General features: G+C 62.1%; 18 protein-coding genes. 9 read left to right on the forward strand and 9 right to left on the reverse strand.

Annotated elements, in window-relative coordinates:
* Window positions 1–142 precede the first annotated feature (142 nt).
* The gene (locus ACQK2G_RS19835; RefSeq protein ID WP_425406768.1) at window positions 143–931 is read left to right on the forward strand and encodes a 2-keto-4-pentenoate hydratase; all 789 of its coding nucleotides are present in this window, start codon (window positions 143–145) and stop codon (window positions 929–931) included.
* A gap of 8 nt (window positions 932–939) precedes the next feature.
* On the opposite strand, the gene cueR is transcribed toward ACQK2G_RS19835, so the two are convergent.
* Both cueR and ACQK2G_RS19845 read right to left on the reverse strand, forming a co-directional pair.
* On the reverse strand, window positions 940–1326 hold the full coding sequence (cueR, locus tag ACQK2G_RS19840) for a Cu(I)-responsive transcriptional regulator (protein WP_425406769.1): 387 nt from the start codon (window positions 1324–1326) through the stop codon (window positions 940–942).
* Window positions 1323–3539: a heavy metal translocating P-type ATPase gene (locus tag ACQK2G_RS19845; RefSeq protein ID WP_425406770.1), complete on the reverse strand. Its 2217-nt coding sequence runs from the start codon at window positions 3537–3539 to the stop codon at window positions 1323–1325. Before ACQK2G_RS19845 ends, cueR begins: the two co-directional genes overlap by 4 nt.
* A 160-nt stretch (window positions 3540–3699) precedes the next feature.
* Between ACQK2G_RS19845 and pdxA the strand changes: the two genes are divergently transcribed.
* Window positions 3700–4701 (forward strand): 4-hydroxythreonine-4-phosphate dehydrogenase PdxA, encoded by a 1002-nt coding sequence (gene pdxA / locus ACQK2G_RS19850; protein ID WP_425406771.1) that lies wholly within the window; start codon window positions 3700–3702, stop codon window positions 4699–4701.
* A 7-nt stretch (window positions 4702–4708) separates the two neighbouring features.
* Window positions 4709–5398, forward strand: a complete 690-nt coding sequence (locus tag ACQK2G_RS19855) for a hypothetical protein (RefSeq protein ID WP_425406772.1) — start codon at window positions 4709–4711, stop codon at window positions 5396–5398.
* Between the two features lies 1 nt (window position 5399).
* On the opposite strand, the gene ACQK2G_RS19860 is transcribed toward ACQK2G_RS19855, so the two are convergent.
* The gene (locus tag ACQK2G_RS19860; RefSeq protein ID WP_425406773.1) at window positions 5400–7055 is read right to left on the reverse strand and encodes an acyl-CoA synthetase; all 1656 of its coding nucleotides are present in this window, start codon (window positions 7053–7055) and stop codon (window positions 5400–5402) included.
* Window positions 7052–8113, reverse strand: coding sequence for a phosphotransferase family protein (locus ACQK2G_RS19865; protein WP_425406774.1), 1062 nt, complete (start codon window positions 8111–8113; stop codon window positions 7052–7054). Before ACQK2G_RS19865 ends, ACQK2G_RS19860 begins: the two co-directional genes overlap by 4 nt.
* A 157-nt stretch (window positions 8114–8270) precedes the next feature.
* On the opposite strand from ACQK2G_RS19865, the gene ACQK2G_RS19870 reads away from it, so the two are divergent.
* The gene (locus tag ACQK2G_RS19870) at window positions 8271–9167 is read left to right on the forward strand and encodes a pirin family protein (protein ID WP_425406775.1); all 897 of its coding nucleotides are present in this window, start codon (window positions 8271–8273) and stop codon (window positions 9165–9167) included.
* Window positions 9168–9180: 13 nt separating this feature from the next.
* Here ACQK2G_RS19870 and ACQK2G_RS19875 read toward each other — a convergent pair whose 3' ends face one another.
* On the reverse strand, window positions 9181–10074 hold the full coding sequence (locus tag ACQK2G_RS19875; protein WP_425406776.1) for a LysR family transcriptional regulator: 894 nt from the start codon (window positions 10072–10074) through the stop codon (window positions 9181–9183).
* Window positions 10075–10173: 99 nt separating this feature from the next.
* On the opposite strand from ACQK2G_RS19875, the gene ACQK2G_RS19880 reads away from it, so the two are divergent.
* Window positions 10174–10770, forward strand: a complete 597-nt coding sequence (locus tag ACQK2G_RS19880) for a LysE family translocator (RefSeq protein ID WP_425406777.1) — start codon at window positions 10174–10176, stop codon at window positions 10768–10770.
* A 57-nt stretch (window positions 10771–10827) separates the two neighbouring features.
* Here ACQK2G_RS19880 and ACQK2G_RS19885 read toward each other — a convergent pair whose 3' ends face one another.
* On the reverse strand, window positions 10828–12261 hold the full coding sequence (locus ACQK2G_RS19885; protein WP_425406778.1) for an aldehyde dehydrogenase family protein: 1434 nt from the start codon (window positions 12259–12261) through the stop codon (window positions 10828–10830).
* 249 nt (window positions 12262–12510) lie between these two features.
* On the reverse strand, window positions 12511–13182 hold the full coding sequence (locus ACQK2G_RS19890; RefSeq protein WP_425406779.1) for a GntR family transcriptional regulator: 672 nt from the start codon (window positions 13180–13182) through the stop codon (window positions 12511–12513).
* 142 nt (window positions 13183–13324) lie between these two features.
* Between ACQK2G_RS19890 and ACQK2G_RS19895 the strand changes: the two genes are divergently transcribed.
* The 4 genes from ACQK2G_RS19895 (at window position 13325) to ACQK2G_RS19910 (ending at window position 17443) form a co-directional block, all read left to right on the forward strand.
* A complete protein-coding gene (locus ACQK2G_RS19895; RefSeq protein ID WP_425406780.1) occupies window positions 13325–14425 on the forward strand; it encodes a 4-hydroxythreonine-4-phosphate dehydrogenase PdxA in 1101 nt (366 codons plus the stop codon).
* Window positions 14426–14451: 26 nt separating this feature from the next.
* Window positions 14452–15450 carry a TRAP transporter substrate-binding protein gene (locus ACQK2G_RS19900; RefSeq protein ID WP_425406781.1) on the forward strand — a complete coding sequence of 333 codons (999 nt, stop codon included), beginning with the start codon at window positions 14452–14454 and terminating at the stop codon, window positions 15448–15450.
* Window positions 15451–15590: 140 nt separating this feature from the next.
* Window positions 15591–16160, forward strand: coding sequence for a TRAP transporter small permease (locus ACQK2G_RS19905; protein WP_425406782.1), 570 nt, complete (start codon window positions 15591–15593; stop codon window positions 16158–16160).
* Complete coding sequence (locus ACQK2G_RS19910; RefSeq protein ID WP_425406783.1) at window positions 16160–17443, forward strand: TRAP transporter large permease; 1284 nt, start codon at window positions 16160–16162, stop codon at window positions 17441–17443. The genes ACQK2G_RS19905 and ACQK2G_RS19910 overlap by 1 nt, the downstream gene beginning before the upstream one ends.
* 69 nt (window positions 17444–17512) lie before the next feature.
* Here the strand turns inward: ACQK2G_RS19910 and ACQK2G_RS19915 are convergent, their stop codons facing one another.
* On the reverse strand, window positions 17513–17977 hold the full coding sequence (locus tag ACQK2G_RS19915; protein ID WP_425406784.1) for a bacteriohemerythrin: 465 nt from the start codon (window positions 17975–17977) through the stop codon (window positions 17513–17515).
* A 123-nt stretch (window positions 17978–18100) separates the two neighbouring features.
* A complete protein-coding gene (locus ACQK2G_RS19920) occupies window positions 18101–19147 on the reverse strand; it encodes a glycosyltransferase (RefSeq protein ID WP_425406785.1) in 1047 nt (348 codons plus the stop codon).
* Window positions 19148–19166: the final 19 nt, after the last annotated feature.

The following is a 19166-nucleotide window of genomic DNA, read 5'->3' on the forward strand; positions in this document are numbered from 1 at the left end:
AGGCCCGGGTCGCTGGGATAGCGTGTTGCCGGGGTCGTCCAGGGGACCGTGTGCGTTTCCTCTACTGCCCATACAATACCATTAGAATTGCGCCTGCCAACGGGCCAGCAGCTATCCAATTCGTACCGGGGGGAAAACGTTCATGGACGGAAACACACTTTCGGACGCGGCCGATGCCTTGGCCGAGGCTAGGATTTCAGCACAGGCCCTGGCCCGCCTGCCGCTGGAACCGGAAGCGCTCGATCTGGAAACCGCCTATCGGATTCAGGACCTGCTGCACGAACGATTGGCCGCGCGGTTCGGCCCGATGATTGGTCACAAGATCGGCTGCACCACAAAGGTCATGCAGGAATACCTGAAGATCGGCCATCCCTGCGCCGGCATGGTCCCCGAGACCATGGTGCATCAAGGAACGGGCCGCTACCGGCGCGCCGACCTCGTCCGGCCGGGCATAGAATGCGAAATCGCCGTCATGCTGGCAAAGGACATGCCGGCCCTGGCGGACGGATACGACCGGGCGTCGGCGGCCGATGCCGTGGGCGGCGCGATGGCCAGCATAGAACTGGTCGATGAACGCTGGACCGATTTCCGGGACAGGCCGACCTCTTCCCTCGTCGCCGACGACTTCTTCAATGCCGGCTGTGTCTTCAGCGCCCCGGTCGAGACCGATCCCCTGGCGATGGACCGTTTGACCGGGAGATTGCGCATCAACGGCGCGCTGATCGGCGAGGGCATCGGCGGCGACATTCTGGGACACCCGATGGACGCGCTGGCCTGGCTGGCGGAATTCCGGGCCGGACGGGGACAGCCCCTGAAGGCCGGGGAATTCGTCACGCTGGGCAGCATCGTCAAGACCGAGTGGATTGAAGCGGGCGATGAGGTCGTCACCGAAATCGACGGGCTCGGGACCGCGACACTGATCGTGGAGTAACGGCCCGTCTAGTGGGCCAAATCCTCCAGGATCGGGCAGTCGGGGCGGTCATCCCCGTGGCAGCGGTTGACCAGGGTCTCAAGCGTCGAACGCATCTGCTCCAATTCATCGATCTTGGCGGCGATACGATCGATATGCTGCCGGGCCAAGGCCTTCACATCCCCGCTGGACCGGTTCTTGTCCTGATACAGGGAGAGCAACACCGCGCAATCCTTGACGGAAAAGCCCAGGTCGCGGGCCCGTTTCAGAAAACTCAGCGTGTGGACATCGGCCTCGCTATAGGACCGATAGCCGGCGGCCGTGCGACCCGCCGGCGCGATCAAGCCGGTTTCCTCGTAGTAACGGATGGTCTTTGCCGGAATGCCGGACTTCTTGGCCGCTTCACCGATATTCATCGCGCGCTCCTTTCCTGCAGTTCGGGTTTCCAGCGCCGCAACAGCAGCGCATTGGTGACCACGCAGACCGAACTCAATGCCATGGCTGCCCCGGCGATTCCCGGGCTGAGATAACCGAGCGCTGCCAAGGGAATACCAATGGTGTTATAGGCGAAGGCCCAGAACAGATTTTGGCGGATCTTCGACAGGGTCCGCTCGGAAATATCGAGCGCGGCCGGAGCAAGGCGCGGATCGTCCCGCAGCAAGGTGATGCCGGCAGAATTGACAGCGACATCGGACCCGCCGCCCATGGCGATGCCCAGATCCGCCGCCGCCAATGCGGGCGCGTCATTAATACCGTCGCCGACCATGGCAACGGATCTGCCTTGTTCCTGCATCGACGCGATCTTGGCAGCCTTGTCTTCCGGACTGACCTCCGCAACCACGGTGTCGATCCCGACCAATCCCGCCACCCGTTCCGATTCGGGGCGGGCGTCGCCCGACAGCAGGGTGATCGATCGGCCCGACGCGTGCAGCGCGGCAACGGCGGTGATGGCTTCATCCCGGATCCGGTCGACGATATCGACGCGCGCGGCACATTTGCCGTCGACGGCCAGCCAAACATGGGTGCCGACATCACCGTCGGATTGAACGGACAACGCGTCCGGTACCTCGATGCCATCCGATGCCAGCAGGTCCCGCTTACCGATCAAGACCGGCTTGCCGTCAACCAGGGCGGCAACGCCCTTGCCGGTAACGGAACGCAGATCGGTCGCCTGCAGTCCCGAGAATTCAGATGCAACCGGAAGCTCGCGGAAGGCGCGGGCAAGCGGATGGTCGTTCTGCTTTTGAACGGCGACGGAAGCGGCGAGCGCGAAACCGTCCTCCTTTCCCTCGGCCCAGGCGATGTTGCGCACGACGGGCTGTCCCGCGGTCAGGGTTCCGGTCTTGTCGAAAACGACGGTGTCGATCCGGCCCGCGCGTTCCAGCGCCGCGACATCGCCGACCAGGATGCCGCTCCGCGCGGCCGCTCCCAATCCCGCCGCAATGGCGGCCGGCGCGGCCAGCCCCAGGGCACAGGGGCAGGCGATGACCAGGACCGAGACTGCGGCGATGATAGCCGCCTCCACCGATTGGCCGAAAACCATCCAGCCGATGAAGGTAAGCGCCGCGATGGCGACGATCGCCGGAACGAAGACGGCGCTGATCCGGTCGACCAATTTTTGCACCGGCGCCTTCTTGGCCTGGGCGGCGCGCACGAGTTCGGCGATTTTGGCAAGGCGCGTATCCTTACCGATCTGGGTTGCGCGAATGGTCAGCAGCCCGGTCAGGTTCGTGGACCCGGCGATGACCGCACCGCCGTTCGAAACGGTGACCGGCATGCTCTCGCCCGTCAGCATGCTCTCGTCGATATCGGCGCTGCCCTCCGTGACTTCGCCGTCCACCGGCATGGCTTCGCCCGGGCGCACCCGAATCAGATCGCCGACCGCGACACGGGTGATGGGGACGTCCTTTTCCCCCTCGTCGGTCAGCAAGCGGGCACGGGCCGGGCGCAAGGCCAACAGAGCCTGCAATGCACTTGTCGCGCGCTGCTTGGCGCGCGCTTCCAGATATTTGCCGAGCAGCACCAGGGTTATGATGACGGCCGCCCCTTCGAAATAGAGCGACCCCATGGCCGCACTGCCCTGGGTTACCGTCAGATACGTGCTGTAGAGAAAGGCGGTCGAGGTCCCGAGCGCGACCAGCACGTCCATGTTACCGACACCGCCGCGCAAACTGGCCCAGGCGCCCTGATAGAAACGCCACCCAATTACGAACTGAACCGGCGTGGCGAGCGCCAGCTGTATCCAGGGCGATAGATGGAAGGGGATGCCGAACGGCATCAAAAGCATTTCCGCCACCAGGGGCAGGGTCAACAAGGCGGAGGCGATACAAAGATACATGACCGCCTTATCTTCCGACGGGCCCGTATCCGCGAAATGCGCCCCGAACCCGGCCTGTTCGGCGGCGAAGGTAATCGTTTCGGCATTTATCCCTTCCGACGCCTCGACCCGCGCACTTTCCAGCGCGAAATTCACACTGGCCTGCGACACGCCGGGCACGGCGTTCAATGCCTTTTCCAGCCGCGCGGCACAGCCGGCACAGGTCATACCACTGACGCCGAACTCAAAAACGGCGGTTTTCTCGGCTTCCGGGACGGAGACGGGGGCAAAATGAGCAGTCGCTTCGGACATGGCTTGGTATCCTTTCCCGCCCCATATAGGGATTCCAGTGACTGGAAGGTCAAGGGGTGGAGAATCTCCATTTCCACAGGCCGATAGCGTATCCATGCGTTTTTTCCATCGTCGGGACGCGCTATAGAGAAGGAGAAGAAAACGGCCAGGGGCGTTGAACATGGGGATCGACAAGAAACCGCTCGCCATCACCATGGGCGACCCTTCCGGGATCGGTCCGGAAATCGTGGTCAAGACGATGACCGCGCGCGTTGTCGACCGGCCGGTGGTCGTGATCGGTGACCCGGCGGTGATGGAACGCGCCGTCGACTTCACGGCGGCGGAACTGTCCTGTCGCATTCTTGGTGACCTGGACGAATTCGATGAAACGGGGATCGGCACGACAATCGACATTCTGCCGGCCGTCCGAATGGCGGCATTGCCGGAAATGGGAGCGGTCTCAGCCGCCAGCGGGCAGGCGGCCTATGAGGCCGTGGTCTCCGCCATTGACCTTGCCAGGAGTGGTGAAATCGCCGGCATCGTGACCGCGCCGTTGCACAAGGAAGCGCTCTCGGCCGCCGGCATTCACTACCCCGGTCACACGGAAATCCTGGCCGACAAAGGCGGGGCCGACCGCGTCGCGATGATGTTGGCGAATGACGAACTGCGCACGGTCCTGGTCACTATTCACTGTTCCCTCAGGGACGCGATCGACCGGGCGGACTTCGATGCCCAGATGGCCGCGATCCGGCTTGCCCATCAGGGCTGTCTCGCCATCGGGATCGACAAACCGCGCATCGCCGTTGCCGGGCTGAACCCGCATGCCGGCGAAGGTGGGTTGTTCGGCCGGGAGGAGATCGAGATCATATCGCCGGCCATCCGCGCGGCGAAGGAAGAAGGCATGGATGTCACCGGCCCCTGGCCCGGTGATACGGTCTTCATGCAGGCACGACAGGGGCGTTTCGATATCGTCGTCGCACAATACCATGATCAGGGATTAATTCCCGTAAAATACATGGGGCTCGAAAAAGGCGTCAACGTCACGCTGGGCCTGCCCTTCATCAGGACCAGTCCGGACCACGGCACGGCCTTCGACATCGCCGGCACCGGCACGGCCGATCCCGAAAGCCTGCGCACCGCCCTGCGCTATGCGGCCCGCATGGCGGATGCACGGGGGCTGTGAGGAAGAAATGGCGCTGACCTTCATATTCATGCTGACCCATAACGACAGGACCGTCGCCGACGCGCGCGACTGCCTGGAAGAAGTGCTGGGCGCGGGATGCCGGCATATCGGCTTCAAAGATGTCGGCCTGCCTTTCGATGAATTGACCCGACTGTCCCGGGATATCCGGTCCGCCGGCGCGACCGTCTATCTGGAAGTGGTCAGCCTGACACGGGAGAGCGAGCTGCAATCGGCGCGGGCCGCACTCGACTTCGAAGTCGATTATTTGCTGGGCGGGACACGCGCCGAAGAGGTCGCGCCGCTTCTGCATCAATCCCCGATCCAATATTATCCATTTCCCGGCCGGATCGTCGGTCATCCCAGTATCCTCGAAGGCACGGCGACGGAGATCGCAGCCAGTGCGGGGAGCCTCGCCGAACGCGACGACGTCCATGGACTGGACCTGTTGGCCTATCGCTATGCCGGCGATGTCCCGTCCATGATGAAGCAAGTCTGCACGGCGGCGGGAAAACCGGTCATCATGGCGGGCAGCATCGACCGGGAAGAAAAGATCGCGGATGTCTTTACCGCCGGTGCATCAGGATTCACGGTTGGTACCGCCGCGTTCGACAACCGCTTTCCCGCCCCCTTCCCTGGTCTACGCGGGCAGGTGGAGGCGATCCGTTCCCTGGCGGAGAAACACGGCGGCGCGGACTAGATCAGGCGCGGCCATATTCTCGATCCCGCAGATCTCGCCGACGAATTTTTCCGGTCACGGTCTTTGGAAGATCTTCCTCGAAGACAATCTTGCGCGGATATTTGTAGGGCGCTGTCGAGGCTTTAACGAACTCCTGCAATTCTTTTACCAGAGCATCGTCGCCCTCAAAGCCCGCATTCAACACGACATAGGCGCAGACGATCTCTCCGCGATCGGGATCGGGGCTACCCACCACCGCGGATTCCTGTATCGCAGGGTGTTCGATCAGGGCGTTCTCAACCTCCATCGGTCCGATTCTATAGCCGGCCGATCCAATCACGTCGTCGTCGCGCCCTTCATAGAACAGGTATCCGTCAGCGTCCTGCCGCGCCCGGTCCCCGGTGACGAACCAGTCGGATCCGTCGATATGGATGATCGAGGCAGCGGTCCTTTCCGGTTCCTGCCAATACCCCAGCATCACCTGCGGATTGGGCAGTTTCATTGCCAGCCGTCCGGCCTCACCGGCCTTCGCGAACCCGCCCCCGTCATCGGACAGAACCGCCATATCAACCCCCGGCAAGGGGCGGCCCATCGACCCCGGTTTCACGGCCATGGACGGATAGTTCAGCACCGTCATCAGGGTCTCGGTTTGTCCGTATCCGTCGAGCAGTTGCGCGCCCGTCAAATCAGCCCAGCGGGTGACGATTTCCGGATTGACGGACTCCCCCGCCGAGACGGTAAGCCGAAGATCCGGCAGCCCATCTTCGGGCGGGGCCTCGTTCACCAGCCGCCTCAACTCCGTCGCCGCAGCGCAGAATACCGACACGTTGTATTTTGAAAGAAGTCCGAACCTTTTGGACGGGTCAAACGGGCCGTCGTAGAAAAGTACCGCGGCGCCGCAGCTCCATGGACCGAAAAGAATGCTGGTTCCGGCCTTGCTCCATCCCGTATCGGCGGTGCACCAAATCGTGTCACCGGGACGCAGATCCAGCCAGTACCAAGCCGACCCGCGCCATGTATAGATCGATCGAGCGCCATGGGTGACACCTTTCGGATTCCCGGTCGAGCCGGAGGTGTAATAAAGGATGGCCGGATCGTCCATCGCCATGGGGACTGGACTGAAGAGCTCGCTGGCCTTGTCCATAGCGCCCTCGTAGGACGTCCAGCCGTTCGGAACCGTGCCGCCCGCGCACACCGCTAGACGCAGGGTCAAATTCCTGTCCGGATCTATCTTGCCGCAATTCTCCGCGGTGGTGATGACACCTTTCGCCCCGGCATGGTCCAAACGGTAGTCCAGGTCCTTGCGGGTCAGCATGGTGATGCAGGGGATCGGCACCACACCCAGCTTCATGCAGGCGACGACGGTGATCTGCCAGGCAGGAATCCGCGGCAGGACCACCAGCACCCGATCGCCCTTCGTCAGGCCGGAGGCCTGCAGGACATTGGCAACTTTGTTGGATTGAAGGGAGATATCGCGGAATGTGTAGCGTTCTTCCGCGCCCGTCTCGCTGCACCAGATGAGGGCGAGTCTGTCCGGGTCACGCGCCCAGATATCAACCACATCACCGCCGAAGTTGAACCTTTCGGGCAAGTTCCATTGAAAAGCCGCATGAGTCTTTTGATAATCCGTCATCCGGTCGGGAATGGGAACCGGAAGTGTTACATCCGCTGCCGTCATTCGGCCCTCCCCATCGCGATATCGTGGCTGAAAACGAGAAGATCATCAGCAAGCGATCCGAATTCCGCAAATTTGGGGTCGTTCGTACCGCCCTCACGCCAGCGGCGGTAAAGCTGCGCAAAGACGACCGCAAGACGGAATTGCCCGAGTACCCGTTGGAAGATGAACTCCGACAAGTCCCGGCCGGATACCCGGGCATAGGCCTCCATCGCTTCGCCCCTTGTCGGGAATCCCGGCGCGGCGGTCGGCATCTGGTTCAGGCGATGCATCACGTCCGGATCACCGGATTCGGTCCAGTAAGCCAGAGTCACGGCAAGGTCGAACAGCGGGTCGCCCCTGGTTCCCATATCCCAATCCAGCACCGCAACTGGTTCCAGGCTCTTCCGGTTCAGGATGACATTGTCGAGCTTGAAGTCGTTATGGATCAGCGATACCGCATGACCGGCCGGCACCCGGGCGCGCAACCAGCCGCCGAGTTCGTCCACCAGCGATGGCGCATCGTCCCCCCAGGCCAGATGGGCGCGTTTCGACCACCCCTCGATGGTGCGCGATAGGAAGCCTTCCGGGCGCCCCAATCCATCCAGCCCGACCGTTGCGGGATCCACCGCATGCAGATCGGCCAGGATCTCCATCAGGCGTAGACCGATCCGTCGACGGCCCCCCTCACCGATATCCTCCGGGACCTCGCCGCCGATCACACGGCCGTCGCGATAGTCCATGATAAAAAACGGCGCGCCCAAGATCCCCGGATCGGCGCAGGCATGGCAGCAGCGCGGGGCAAGCGGGAAGGCTTTCGACAGGCCGGACAGTATTCTGCTTTCCCGCCCCATATCGTTGGCGCCCGGCGGGATCGGTCCCAGCGGCGGCCGCCGCAGAACCATCGGTTCGCCATCCACATGGATCAAATAATTGAGGTTGCCGAAACCGGCAGCGAATTGCCGCGGCGGCCGGTTGGTCAGATCCAGGGCGAACCCCTCACCGGCAAGATACGCAGCCAGACGCGGCCAATCCTGCGCCTGTTCCTCGGATTTCGATTTGAAGGAAGGCCCGTTATCCATGACGTCCTTTCCATCCCCGATACGCAACCATTCGGCTTGGCTGTTCGTTATTGAAAGGGTGCATGACGTGGCCCCCCTGTCAAAGCCCGTCTGGTTACATATCTTTTTCGGAATGGGCGATATTCGGCCGCGTCGACAATGCGGGAAGGAACTGACCATGAGTGATCGAAACAGTGACTACGGCTTGCCGTCCGGGATCGAGATGGCGATCGCGCCCAGGACCAGCGACATAGGATCCTTCGAAGTGCAGCGCCTGCTGCCCTCACGGCGACGGCGCATGGTCGGCCCGTTCATTTTCGCGGACCGGATGGGCCCCGCCGAACTCGGGCCGGAAAACCCGATGGAGGTGCGTCCCCATCCCCATATCGGCCTGTCGACCGTCACCTATCTGTTCGACGGAGAAATCGTCCATCGCGACAGTCTGGGCGTGGAGCAGCGGATCGCCCCCGGCGCGGTGAACCTGATGACAGCCGGGCGCGGCATCGTCCATTCGGAACGCAGCGACCCCTTGAAACTGGAGGACGGCATCCGGGTGTTCGGCATGCAGATCTGGATGGCGCTGCCCCATGAATTGGAGGAAACGAACCCCGCTTTCATCCATCACGGCGCGGACACCCTGCCCGCGATCTGGGACGGCGGCGCGGAGATCCGATTGGTGGCGGGGGCGTTTCGCGGGGTTACCTCCCCGGTGGAGACCGCGACGGGGACGATCTATGCGGATATCGCCCTGCCCCGTGAAAACAACATCACCATTCCGGCCGACTACGAGGAGCGCGCGCTCTACCCCGTGCACGGATCGGTCGAGATCTCCGGCACGGTGGTCTCGCCTGGCGAATTGCTGGTTCTGGAACGGCGCCGGGAGATCACCGTTCGCGCCGTTCAGGATGCGCGTCTGATCCTGCTTGGCGGCGATCCGATGGATGGCCCTCGACATATTTGGTGGAACTTCGTATCCAGCAGCAAGGAACGGATCGAACAGGCCAAGGAAGATTGGAAATCGGGCCGCTTCCCGGTCGTTCCCAACGATCCGGATTTCATCCCTTTGCCGGACTGAGGGCCCGCCCTGGTCAGGCCGCGGAATTTGCCTGCCCGGTCAGATAACCCACCAGCCGCTTGGTGACCGGATTGTCGATCCCGGCGGATGGCCAGACGGCATGAACCGGCATTGCCTCCATCCGCCAATCCGGCAGGAGCTGGACAAGGTCGCCCGCCGCCACCGCCTTGGCGACATAATGGGCGGGGGGCGAGGATATCGCGGCCCCCAGCAGCGTCAGATCCACCATGGCCTCAATGCTATTCACGGTGATCGATCCGCTCTGCTCGATAGTGGCGTGCTTGCCGCCCGGCCCGGAAAAGCTTCGGCGCGGTTCCAGTTTTGCGAATTTTATCCATGGGACGTCCTGCAGGTCCGACGGAAACCGGATCGGTTTGCGGCCCTGTCTGAATGCCGGCGAACACACCAGCATGCGCGGCATGTCCCAGACCAGCCGGCATTTCAGGGTCGAATCCTCCAACCGGCCTGCCCGCAAGGCCAAATCGAACCGATCGGCGATCAGATCTTCAATCCGATCCGCATAGACGAGGTCCAGTTCCACGTTCGGATTGTCACAATGGAACCGGACGATATCCGCGGTAAGGCCGGAATGCGCCAGGGAGGACGAGACGGCGATCTTCATCCGGCCGGTCAAACCCGCCTCGATCCTTTTCGCTGCATGAAATCCGCTTTCCGCAGCCTCCATCATTGCGAGTGCGGCGTTATACAGTTCTTCGCCCGCCTCGGTCAGCGCCATCTTGCGCGTCGACCGGTAAAGCAGGGATGTGCCGAGTTCCGTCTCCAACACTTTCACATGGTAACTGACCGCGGACGGTGTCATGCCGAGCCGGCGCGCGGCCTCCCGGAAACCGCCGACGCGAACGACATCGGCGAAGATGGAGAGAGATTTCAGCCGGTCTGCGTTCATTGCTCTATCTAATTATACAATCTGTCTTATTGTGACAGTATATTGCACTCGGACCGCGACTGCTAGAGAGGGGCAAATGCATCACTGGAAAGTCGTCCCATGCCACCGATCCTCGCCATGTGCGCCTTCGCACTGACACTGTCCATCTCCCCCGGCCCCGTGAATGTGCTGACACTTTCGACCGGATTGAACCATGGCGCGCGCCGCGCCCTCCCTTTTGTCGGCGGCGCGACGATCAGTTTCACCCTGCTGCTTCTGGCAATCGGATTGGGATTGGGCGCGGTGGCGGAAAGCCTGGGCCGCGGGTTCGACCTGTTGGCGGTCGCGGGGGCCGGCCTGATTGCCTGGTTCGGTTACAAACTCGCGACGGCGCGCGGCAGTTTGTCGACGACGGAAGCGCCGATCCCGAGCTTTTGGCACGGCGTCATGCTGCAGGTCCTGAACCCGAAGGCCTGGGGCGCCTGCATCGCCGCGGTCGCAATTTTCGAATTGCAGGAATCACCGGCCCATCTTGCCGTGTTCGTCTGCCTCTATGGCGTCATCTGCTTTTTCGGGATCGGCAGTTGGGCCGTGTTCGGACAACAGGTGAAACGTGTCCTGACGTCACCTGAACGGTTGCGCCTTTTCAACATCACCCTAGGCCTGACGCTGATCGTCCTGGCCGTCGCGCTCCTGTGGCGGTCGGTCCTTGTGTAACAAAAAAGGCGGGCCCCGCAGGACCCGCCTTTGATCGTTCAAACGTGAACGGTCCGCTTACCAACCGCTGACGGTTTTGACTTCCAGATAGTCTTCCAGGCCCCAGACACCGCCTTCGCGGCCGTTGCCGGACATCTTGTAGCCGCCAAAGGCGCTGCCCGCGGGCTGCGAGGCGCCGTTGATATGGACCATGCCGGCCCGCAGTTTGCGGGAAATCCGATGCGCGCGTTCCTGATCGCCGGTCTGCAGATAGGCGGCCAGACCATAGGGCGTGTCGTTGGCGACCGCGACCGCTTCTTCCTCGTCCGCGACCGGGATCATGGAAAGGACCGGGCCGAAGATTTCTTCCCGGGCGATCGTCATGTCGTTGTTGACGTCGGTGAAGATCGTCGGGCGGACATAATAGCCGCGATTGAAGCCTTCCGGACGGCCGGGACCGCCGGCGGCCAGCGTGGCGCCTTCGTCGATGCCCTTCTGGATCAGGTCCTGGACCTTGTCATATTGCATCTGGGAAACCAGCGGGCCGATATGACGGCCTTCCTCAGCCGGGTTGCCGACGGATGCCTTGGCCGCAGTGGCGACCGCAATTTCCACCGCCTGATCGTAGACCGACTTTTCGACGATCATCCGGGTCGGCGCGTTGCAGGACTGACCGGTGTTGTTGAAGCAATGGATGACACCACGCTTCACGGCCTTTTCCAGATCCGCATCGGCCAGCACGATGTTCGGCGATTTGCCGCCGAGTTCCAGGGTCACGCGTTTGACCGTATCGGCAGCCGCCTTGGCGACCGCGGTGCCCGCGCGGGTGGAGCCGGTGAAGGACATCATGTCCACATCCGGATGCGAGGACAGCGCCGCGCCGACCGTCGGCCCGTCGCCGTTCACCAGGTTGAAGACACCTTTCGGGAATCCGGCTTCGTCCATCATCTCCGCGAAGAGCAGGGAGGACATCGGCGCGATCTCGGACGGTTTCAGGACGACCGTGCAACCGGCGGCCACCGCGGGGACGACCTTCAGGGTTACCTGGTTCATCGGCCAGTTCCACGGCGTAATCAGGCCGCAAACACCGATCGGTTCATAGACGATGTGCTCTTCCGGCACGTCCGGCTTGAAGGCGCGTTCGAAGGTGAAGTCCTGCAGCGTCTCGATGAAGGCCTTGATGTGGCCGTAACCAGCCCCGACCTGCGCGGCGCCGGACATCGAGATCGGCGCGCCCATTTCGTTGGAGATCGCTTCCGCCATCTCGTTCCAGCGTTTCTTGTATACGTCCTTCAGCTTGTTCAGGCAGGCCAGGCGTTCTTCCTTGCTGGACCAACCCCAGGTCTGGAACGCATCCTTCGCGGCGGCGACGGCCTTGTCGACATCGGCCTGGCTGCCCAGGGAGATCGTGGCGAAGGCCTGTTCGGTCGCCGGGTTGATGACCTCCATCTCGTTCGCGTTGGTCGGCGCAACCCAGGCACCGTTGATGTAGAAATCTGTCTTGCGTTCCATTGCTGTCCCTTTCCGAAAAGCCCGAAGGTGCGGGCGCTTCGTTCATTGAAAGTCTTAGGGCAGACGCCAGCCTCCCCCATTTGGGAAGAGTTGATCGCCGACTATGGAAGTGTTGTCAAACCCGGCTTTTCGCAAGGGGATCGGTTGGCAAACGCGCGCCTGGGCAGAAGATTTGCACGGATTCCGAAATGTCGAGGTTCCACCATGACAAACTGGTGGGCGGGCCCGCCGACCGTCTTGCCGGTCGCTTCAGACGGAATCGGCGACTCGGGTCCAGGTGTTTGAGAGGTGACGGCGCAGAACGTCCGCAAGGCGGTCACCATCGCGGGCACGCAGCGCGTCGATCATTGCCTCATGTTCATCGACAGCGCCACGCCATTTCTCTTTGCCGGCATTGCCGACGAAACGGATCCGCTTCATCCGCGCCTGCAGCAGATCATGGACCTCCGCCAGGGAGGCATTGCCGGATGCCTCGACGATTGCGGAATGAATCCGCTGGTTGAGCTTGTAGTAATCCAATCGCTCACCCGCCTTGTAATGGGCCATCATCCGTTCATGCAGATCGACGATGGCGGCGATTTCGGCATCGGACGCGGACCGACAGGCCTGGCGCCCGGCAAGCGCCTCAAGCTCTGCCACGACGTCCAGCATGTCGCGCACTTCCTCTTGAGAAAACTTCCGTACCGCCGTGCTCCGGCCCGGTCGCAGCACGATGAGCCCTTCGCTCGCCAGCATCCGGACCGCCTCCCGCATCGGGGTGCGGGAAACGCCCATTTCCTGGCATAGAACGGATTCGTTGACCGGGTCGCCCGGTGCCAGACGTCCCTCGATGATCATATCGCGCAACCGTTCAGCCACCAGCGTATGCAGCGGTTGGCGGGCGATGGCGATGTCCGAGTTTTCTGTTGCGGGCAAGTTCATATTGTATATTGTATGCAATATTATGGCGAATTCAAGAAGAAACACGCGCCGTATTCAGGACAAAAACCGATACGGATCCGGCAAAAGACCGGTCATCCCGCAGGCAACGCGGCCGGCAACACCGCAGGAGGAAATCCGCTCCATGAACATGAGCCAGACTCACACCCAATCGACCAAATCCCCGGCCGCAGACCGACCTGTTCTGGCGCTGGCCCTGGGCGATGCCGCCGGTATCGGAAACGAACTGGCCGCCAAGGTGCTTGCCGATCCGTCCGTCCGGGAGGCTGCGCGTTTCATTGTGATAGGAGACCGCCGTCAATTCGCACACGGATGCGCTCAAGCGGGAATTGAAACAGACGTGCCGGACTGGTCGGACGCGGGCGGCGCCGACCTTGCGCTTCTGGACATGAAAAACATGGATCCCGAAACGATAACCGTCGGACAATCCAGCAAGGAATCCGGGCGGGCCGCCCTGCAGAACTTTGCGGTGGCCTTGAAGATCTGCGCCCGCGATGGCGCCAACGCCGCCTGCTTCACGCCCTTCAACAAACGCTCCATGCGGCTCGCAAAGCCGGATTTCATCGACGAAATCGGGTTCATCAAGGCGATGATCGATGCCGACACGGAAGGGTCCGAGTTCAACGTCCTGGACGAGTTGTGGAATGCGCGGGTCACCAGCCACCTGCCGCTCGGTGAGGTCGCTCGGAACATCACGGAAGACATCGTTCTGGATCGGATCGTCCTGACCGATACGACCATGCGCGGGGCGGGCAAACCGCGGCCGCGCATCGCCGTTGCCGCGCTGAACCCGCATGCCGGCGATGGCGGGAATTTCGGGATGGAGGAGATCAACATCATCACTCCAGCCGTGGAAAAGGCGAAGCAGCGTCAAATCGACGTAACCGGTCCGCTGCCCTCCGACACGGTCTATATGCGGGCCAACAAGGGCGAATTCGACGCCGTTCTTTCGATGTATCACGACCAGGGCCAGATCGCGATGAAGCTGATCGGCTTCGACCGCGGCGTCACATTGATCGGCGGTTATCCTTTCTGGATCGCCACACCGGCCCACGGAACAGCCTACGACATCGCCGGCAAGGGCGTGGCAAACCACCAAGCCACGGCCAATGCGCTCACTTTGGCGGCAAAGCTCTCCGCGCAGCGAGAGGCACCGCCGCCGAGCGTCGAACAAACCAAGACCGCCATAGAAGCGGCACTCGCGGCAAAGCCGTCATTCCTATAACCGAAACCAATAGTTGGGAGGAAACCATGAAACACTTCGTCAAATCGGCACTCGCCGGATTGACCGCCCTGGCGGCGGTCGGCACGGCCTTTTCCGGCTCCGCACTGGCCAAGCAGGAAATCATCTTCGGCATTTCCGCCAAGACCGGATCCCTGCAGGCCCTGACCGCCACGGAGTTCATGAACCGAGCCAATGCGAAACTGGGCGACACGGCTGAAGTAAAGCTGTTCGATTCCAGCCAGCTTGGAAAGGACAAGGACCTGATGCAGAAGCTGAAGCTCGGCACTGTGCATCTGGCCCTGCCGTCGTCCATCATGTCCTCGATCTCGGACGAATTCGCGCTCTTCGACATGCCTTTCCTGGTCGCCGACCGGGCCCATGTCGCCCGGATCGAAGAGGAAATTTTCTGGCCGCAGATCGCCGCGACGGTCGAGGATGACGGCTACAAGGTCCTCGCCGTTTGGGAAAACGGCGTTCGCCACATCACCAACAATGTCCGCCCGATCAATGTTCCCGCCGACCTGGCGGGGATCAAGATCCGCACGCCGAAATCCACGTGGCGTGTGAAGATGTTCTCCGAATGGGGCGCCAACCCGACGCCGATGGGTTTCTCGGAAGTCTTCACCGGTCTTCAGACCGGGGTCATCGACGGTCAGGAAAACCCCTATACCAATATCGATGCGGCGAAATTGAACGAGGTGCAGAAGTATCTCTCCAAGACCGGTCATGTCTACACGCCGTCCTACCCGACCATGGGCAAAGCGTTCTATGACAGCCTCGATCCGGAAATCCGCACGGTGCTTGAGGAAACGGCGCGGGAACTCGCGCTTTGGGCCCGCGAACAGGGTGAAGCGGCCGACGGCGCACTGCGCAAGAAGTTGGTCGATGCCGGCATGATCTACAACGAAGCGGATCGTGCCGCCTTCGTCGAAGCCTCCAAGCCGATCTACGAAGCCTTCGGCAGCGAGGTGAACGGTGGCAAGGAAATGATCGAAAAGGCGATCTCGCTCGCCGGGAACTCCTGATCCAGCAAGGACAGCGCGCACCGTCCGTCACGGGCGGTGCGCGGCCATCCTTTCTAGAGCTGCCGTAAGCTCCGCAACTCAGCCTTTTTCCGCCGGATCGATTTTCCAGGTGAAAATCCTTCAGGGAGGCAGACCCGACAATGTCAGGCCCCATTCAATTCCTGTACACGCTTCTGAGACGGTTCCTCGAAACCGTCACGATTGCGCTGATCGTCACCCTGGCCTGCGTGGTCATTGTGGCGGTCGTTGCGCGTTATGTCTTCAATTCCTCATTCATATGGTATGACGAGGTTGCCTCCATCCTCCTCGCCTGGATCACGTTCTACGGCGCCGCCTATGCGGCAATGCAACGTCGGCATCTGGGGTTCGAGGGGCTTGTCCTGGCCTGCCCGCCCAAGCTACGTGCGGTACTCTTCATCCTGGCGGAGATCATCGTCTACGCAGTCTTCATCATCCTGGCCCATGCCGGCTGGGTGATCCTGAAGATCATGGGAAATGAAACCCTGGTTTCGCTTCGCTGGGTGCCGTTGTGGTTTACGCAATCCGTGGTGCCGGTCGGCGCCGGGCTTTTCATCCTGGCCCAGATCCTGAGCACGCCGCAAACGATAACCAGACTGCGTGCGGGACGCAGTGTGGAGGATGAGGAAATCGCGGAGGAAATCGCCAAAGCCGAGGCATCGTCCGCGCACAGCCGGGTGGAGAAGCACTGATGGATGCAATCTTCGTCCTTCTTCTGCTGGTCGCGATGATCGCGATCAATGTGCCGATTGCCCTCGCCATATGCGCCGTCGCGCTGGTCGGCGTCTGGCTCGGAAAAGGCATTTTCGGCTTCTACGACGCCGCGCTGACGGTGTTCGACGCGGCCACCAACTTTCCGCTGATCGCCATTCCGCTTTTCATCCTGGCCGGCGCGCTGATGAATACCGGCGGGATTTCACGGCGCCTGATCGACTTCACCTCGGCCCTGATCGGCTTCGTGCGGGGCGGTCTGGCCATGGTGAATGTCGGCGTCTCGCTCTTCTTCGCTGAAATCTCGGGCTCCGCGGTTGCGGATGTCGCCGCCATCGGGTCGGTCGTCATCCCGGAAATGAAGCGCAAGAAATACAAACCCACCTTCGCCGCGGCGGTCACTTCCTCCTCCGCTTCGCTTGCGATCATCATTCCGCCGTCGATCCCGATGATCGTCTATGGCGCACTGGCCGATACCTCGATCATCCAGCTTTTCGTCGCGGGGATCGTCCCCGGCCTTCTGGGCGGGTTCCTGATGCTCTGCCTGTGTTACTGGGTCGCGGTCCGGTACGACCTGCCGCGGGAAGAAGCCTTCTCCCTGCCGCGCCTGGGCCGGGCCTTCAAGGAAGCGGCCCCGGCCTTGCTGTTGCCCTTGGTCATCCTGGGCGGAATTTTCGGGGGCATCGTCACGGCCACCGAGGGCGCCGGCCTCGCCGTTGTCGCGGCCCTGCTGATCGGCGGCTTCGTCTATCGGGAAATCACCATCAAGGAACTGCATGCCGCCCTGCTGGAAGGGGTGACACAGACCGCTGTCGTGATGCTGTTGGTCGCGACGTCGGCGATCCTCGGCCTCTACCTCACCGAAAGCGAAATGCCGCAACGCTTCGCGCGTTGGATCACATCCATCTCCAACGACCGCGTGATCGTGTTGATGATGCTGAACTGCATGCTGCTGGTGCTTGGCATGGTGCTGCATGGCGCGGCGGCGATTATCCTGATCGTCCCCATCGTCATGCCGCTGGTTCGGGAGCTGGGGATCGACCCGGTTCAATTCGGGATCATCCTTACACTGAACATCGCCATCGGTCAGCAGACCCCGCCGGTCGCCAGCGTGCTGGTTACCGCGTGCTCAATCGCCCGAACGGATATCTGGGCAACGACACGCACGAACCTTCCCTTTATCGCGGTGCTCTTCGCACTGTTGATGGTCGTGACCTATATCCCGATCGTGCCGTTGGGCCTGGTCGAATACTTCTATCGATAGGGGGAAAGCCCGGCGGCAATATGGGTCGGGCAATATGGGTCGACCCACGCTTCCGGACGACATGTGACGTCAGCGTCCGGAAGCGGAAAACTCGCGTGCGGCACGGTGGGCCTCGCTGTTGCCGCTGAGGAAAGGTTTGTAGGCCATGTCCTCGACCATGATGTGGTTGATCAGCCAGTCGCGAAGATAAAGGACCAGGTCCTCCAGCAACTCACCGTCGCTCCCCGCCTCGAAACGGGCGGCCATGTCGGTCATCTCCTCGATGAAATCCACATGCTGCGGGTGATGGGCCTCCAGTCCCGGATAGTCGGCGGCGCGCATGGCATGTTCCTCGCGCGCGAAGTGCACGCGCATATATTGGCTGAGGGCGCGGAAACCGAGCGTCAGGGCTGCGCGCGTCTCACCGTCGTCATGCAGGGTCTCGCCCAGACGATTGAGGATTGAGATCAAGCCTTTGTGATCGTCATCCAACTGGGCGACGCCGACCGACATTTCTTCCTTCCAGATAACGGGCTTCCAGACGCCGTCGATCATCGTACCCTCCCCGCATTCGGGACTTGCCACCGTCCAGCTGCCCCATCCAAGTATTGTCGGACCCTAAAAGGGGAACGGTTTTTCCGCCTTGACCCAGGTCAAGCATGCGCGACGGCGGGGCATTCAACCCGCCCGGCCGTCCTTCACCTGCTGCAACCAATCGCGGATCTGGCAGATAAATTGCGCAACGATCCGGTTGGGCTCCAGTTCCTCCCGCCTCGCATGCGCAGACGCCTGAGCCGATAACGCAGCCCATGCCGAGTCGTTTGTCATGATCCGCACAAGATGGTCCGACCAGGCATCCAAATCGTCCACCGGCAGCAGATACCCGCCCGCGCCGACCGATTCAGGCAAGCCGCCATGGTCGCTGGCCAGCACCGGAATGCCGCTGATCTGTGCCTCGGTCACGACGCGGCCCCAGGCCTCTTTCCAGCGGCTCGGCACCAGAAGAAGGCGTGTCCGGGCGTAGACCTGCCGCATGTCGGCGACGCGCGGATGCCAGCGGATGTTGCCCGTACGGGCGGCACGGCCCTGCAGGACGGAACGCTGCTTCGGCGGCAGCGCCCAGCCCTCGACGAACAGGAAAGGCAGATCGCGATGACGCGCCGCCAGATCGAGGACCAGTTCCACCCCTTTCGCCGGAACGGGATTGATCAGGGTCACCATCCCGCCCGTTGCGGGTGTCTCGTAGATTTCCCTCGGGAAGACATTCGGCAGGAAAACAGCATCGAGGCCGGTATTCCTGGTCAGGCTGTGCGCGACGAATCGGGAGCAGGCGAAGACGCCGATCGGCGCGGCGACCATTTCGGCCGTTAGATCCTGTAATAGCGAGAAACCCAGATCACGTTGATAGACGACGAGCGGAACGCGATGCTCGACCAGCGCCCGTGCCAGGGCGAATGTCGCGCCCGAGGTCAGGACGGCCACATCGGGGGAGAAAACGGTGACGGTTTCCGGTACCGCCGCGACCGGATCCGCTGCCCTGTCGATCGTGTAGGAAAGCCTATTGTCCGATTCGGCCTCAGCCGCCGCATCGGCGGGCAAGCCGCAGAGGATATGTGCCGACGCACCGTTCCGTCCCAACAGGTCCGCAAGCAGGTGGGTGCTGACGGCCGCACCGGTCATTCGCTGCGGATAACCGGGCCTGTCGCCGGCGAACAGTATTCGCATCTCGATCCTGCCGTCCTAT

This window comes from Hwanghaeella sp., from assembly GCF_965227365.1.
In the GTDB taxonomy this organism is placed as follows: Bacteria; Pseudomonadota; Alphaproteobacteria; order UBA8366; family Aestuariispiraceae; genus Hwanghaeella.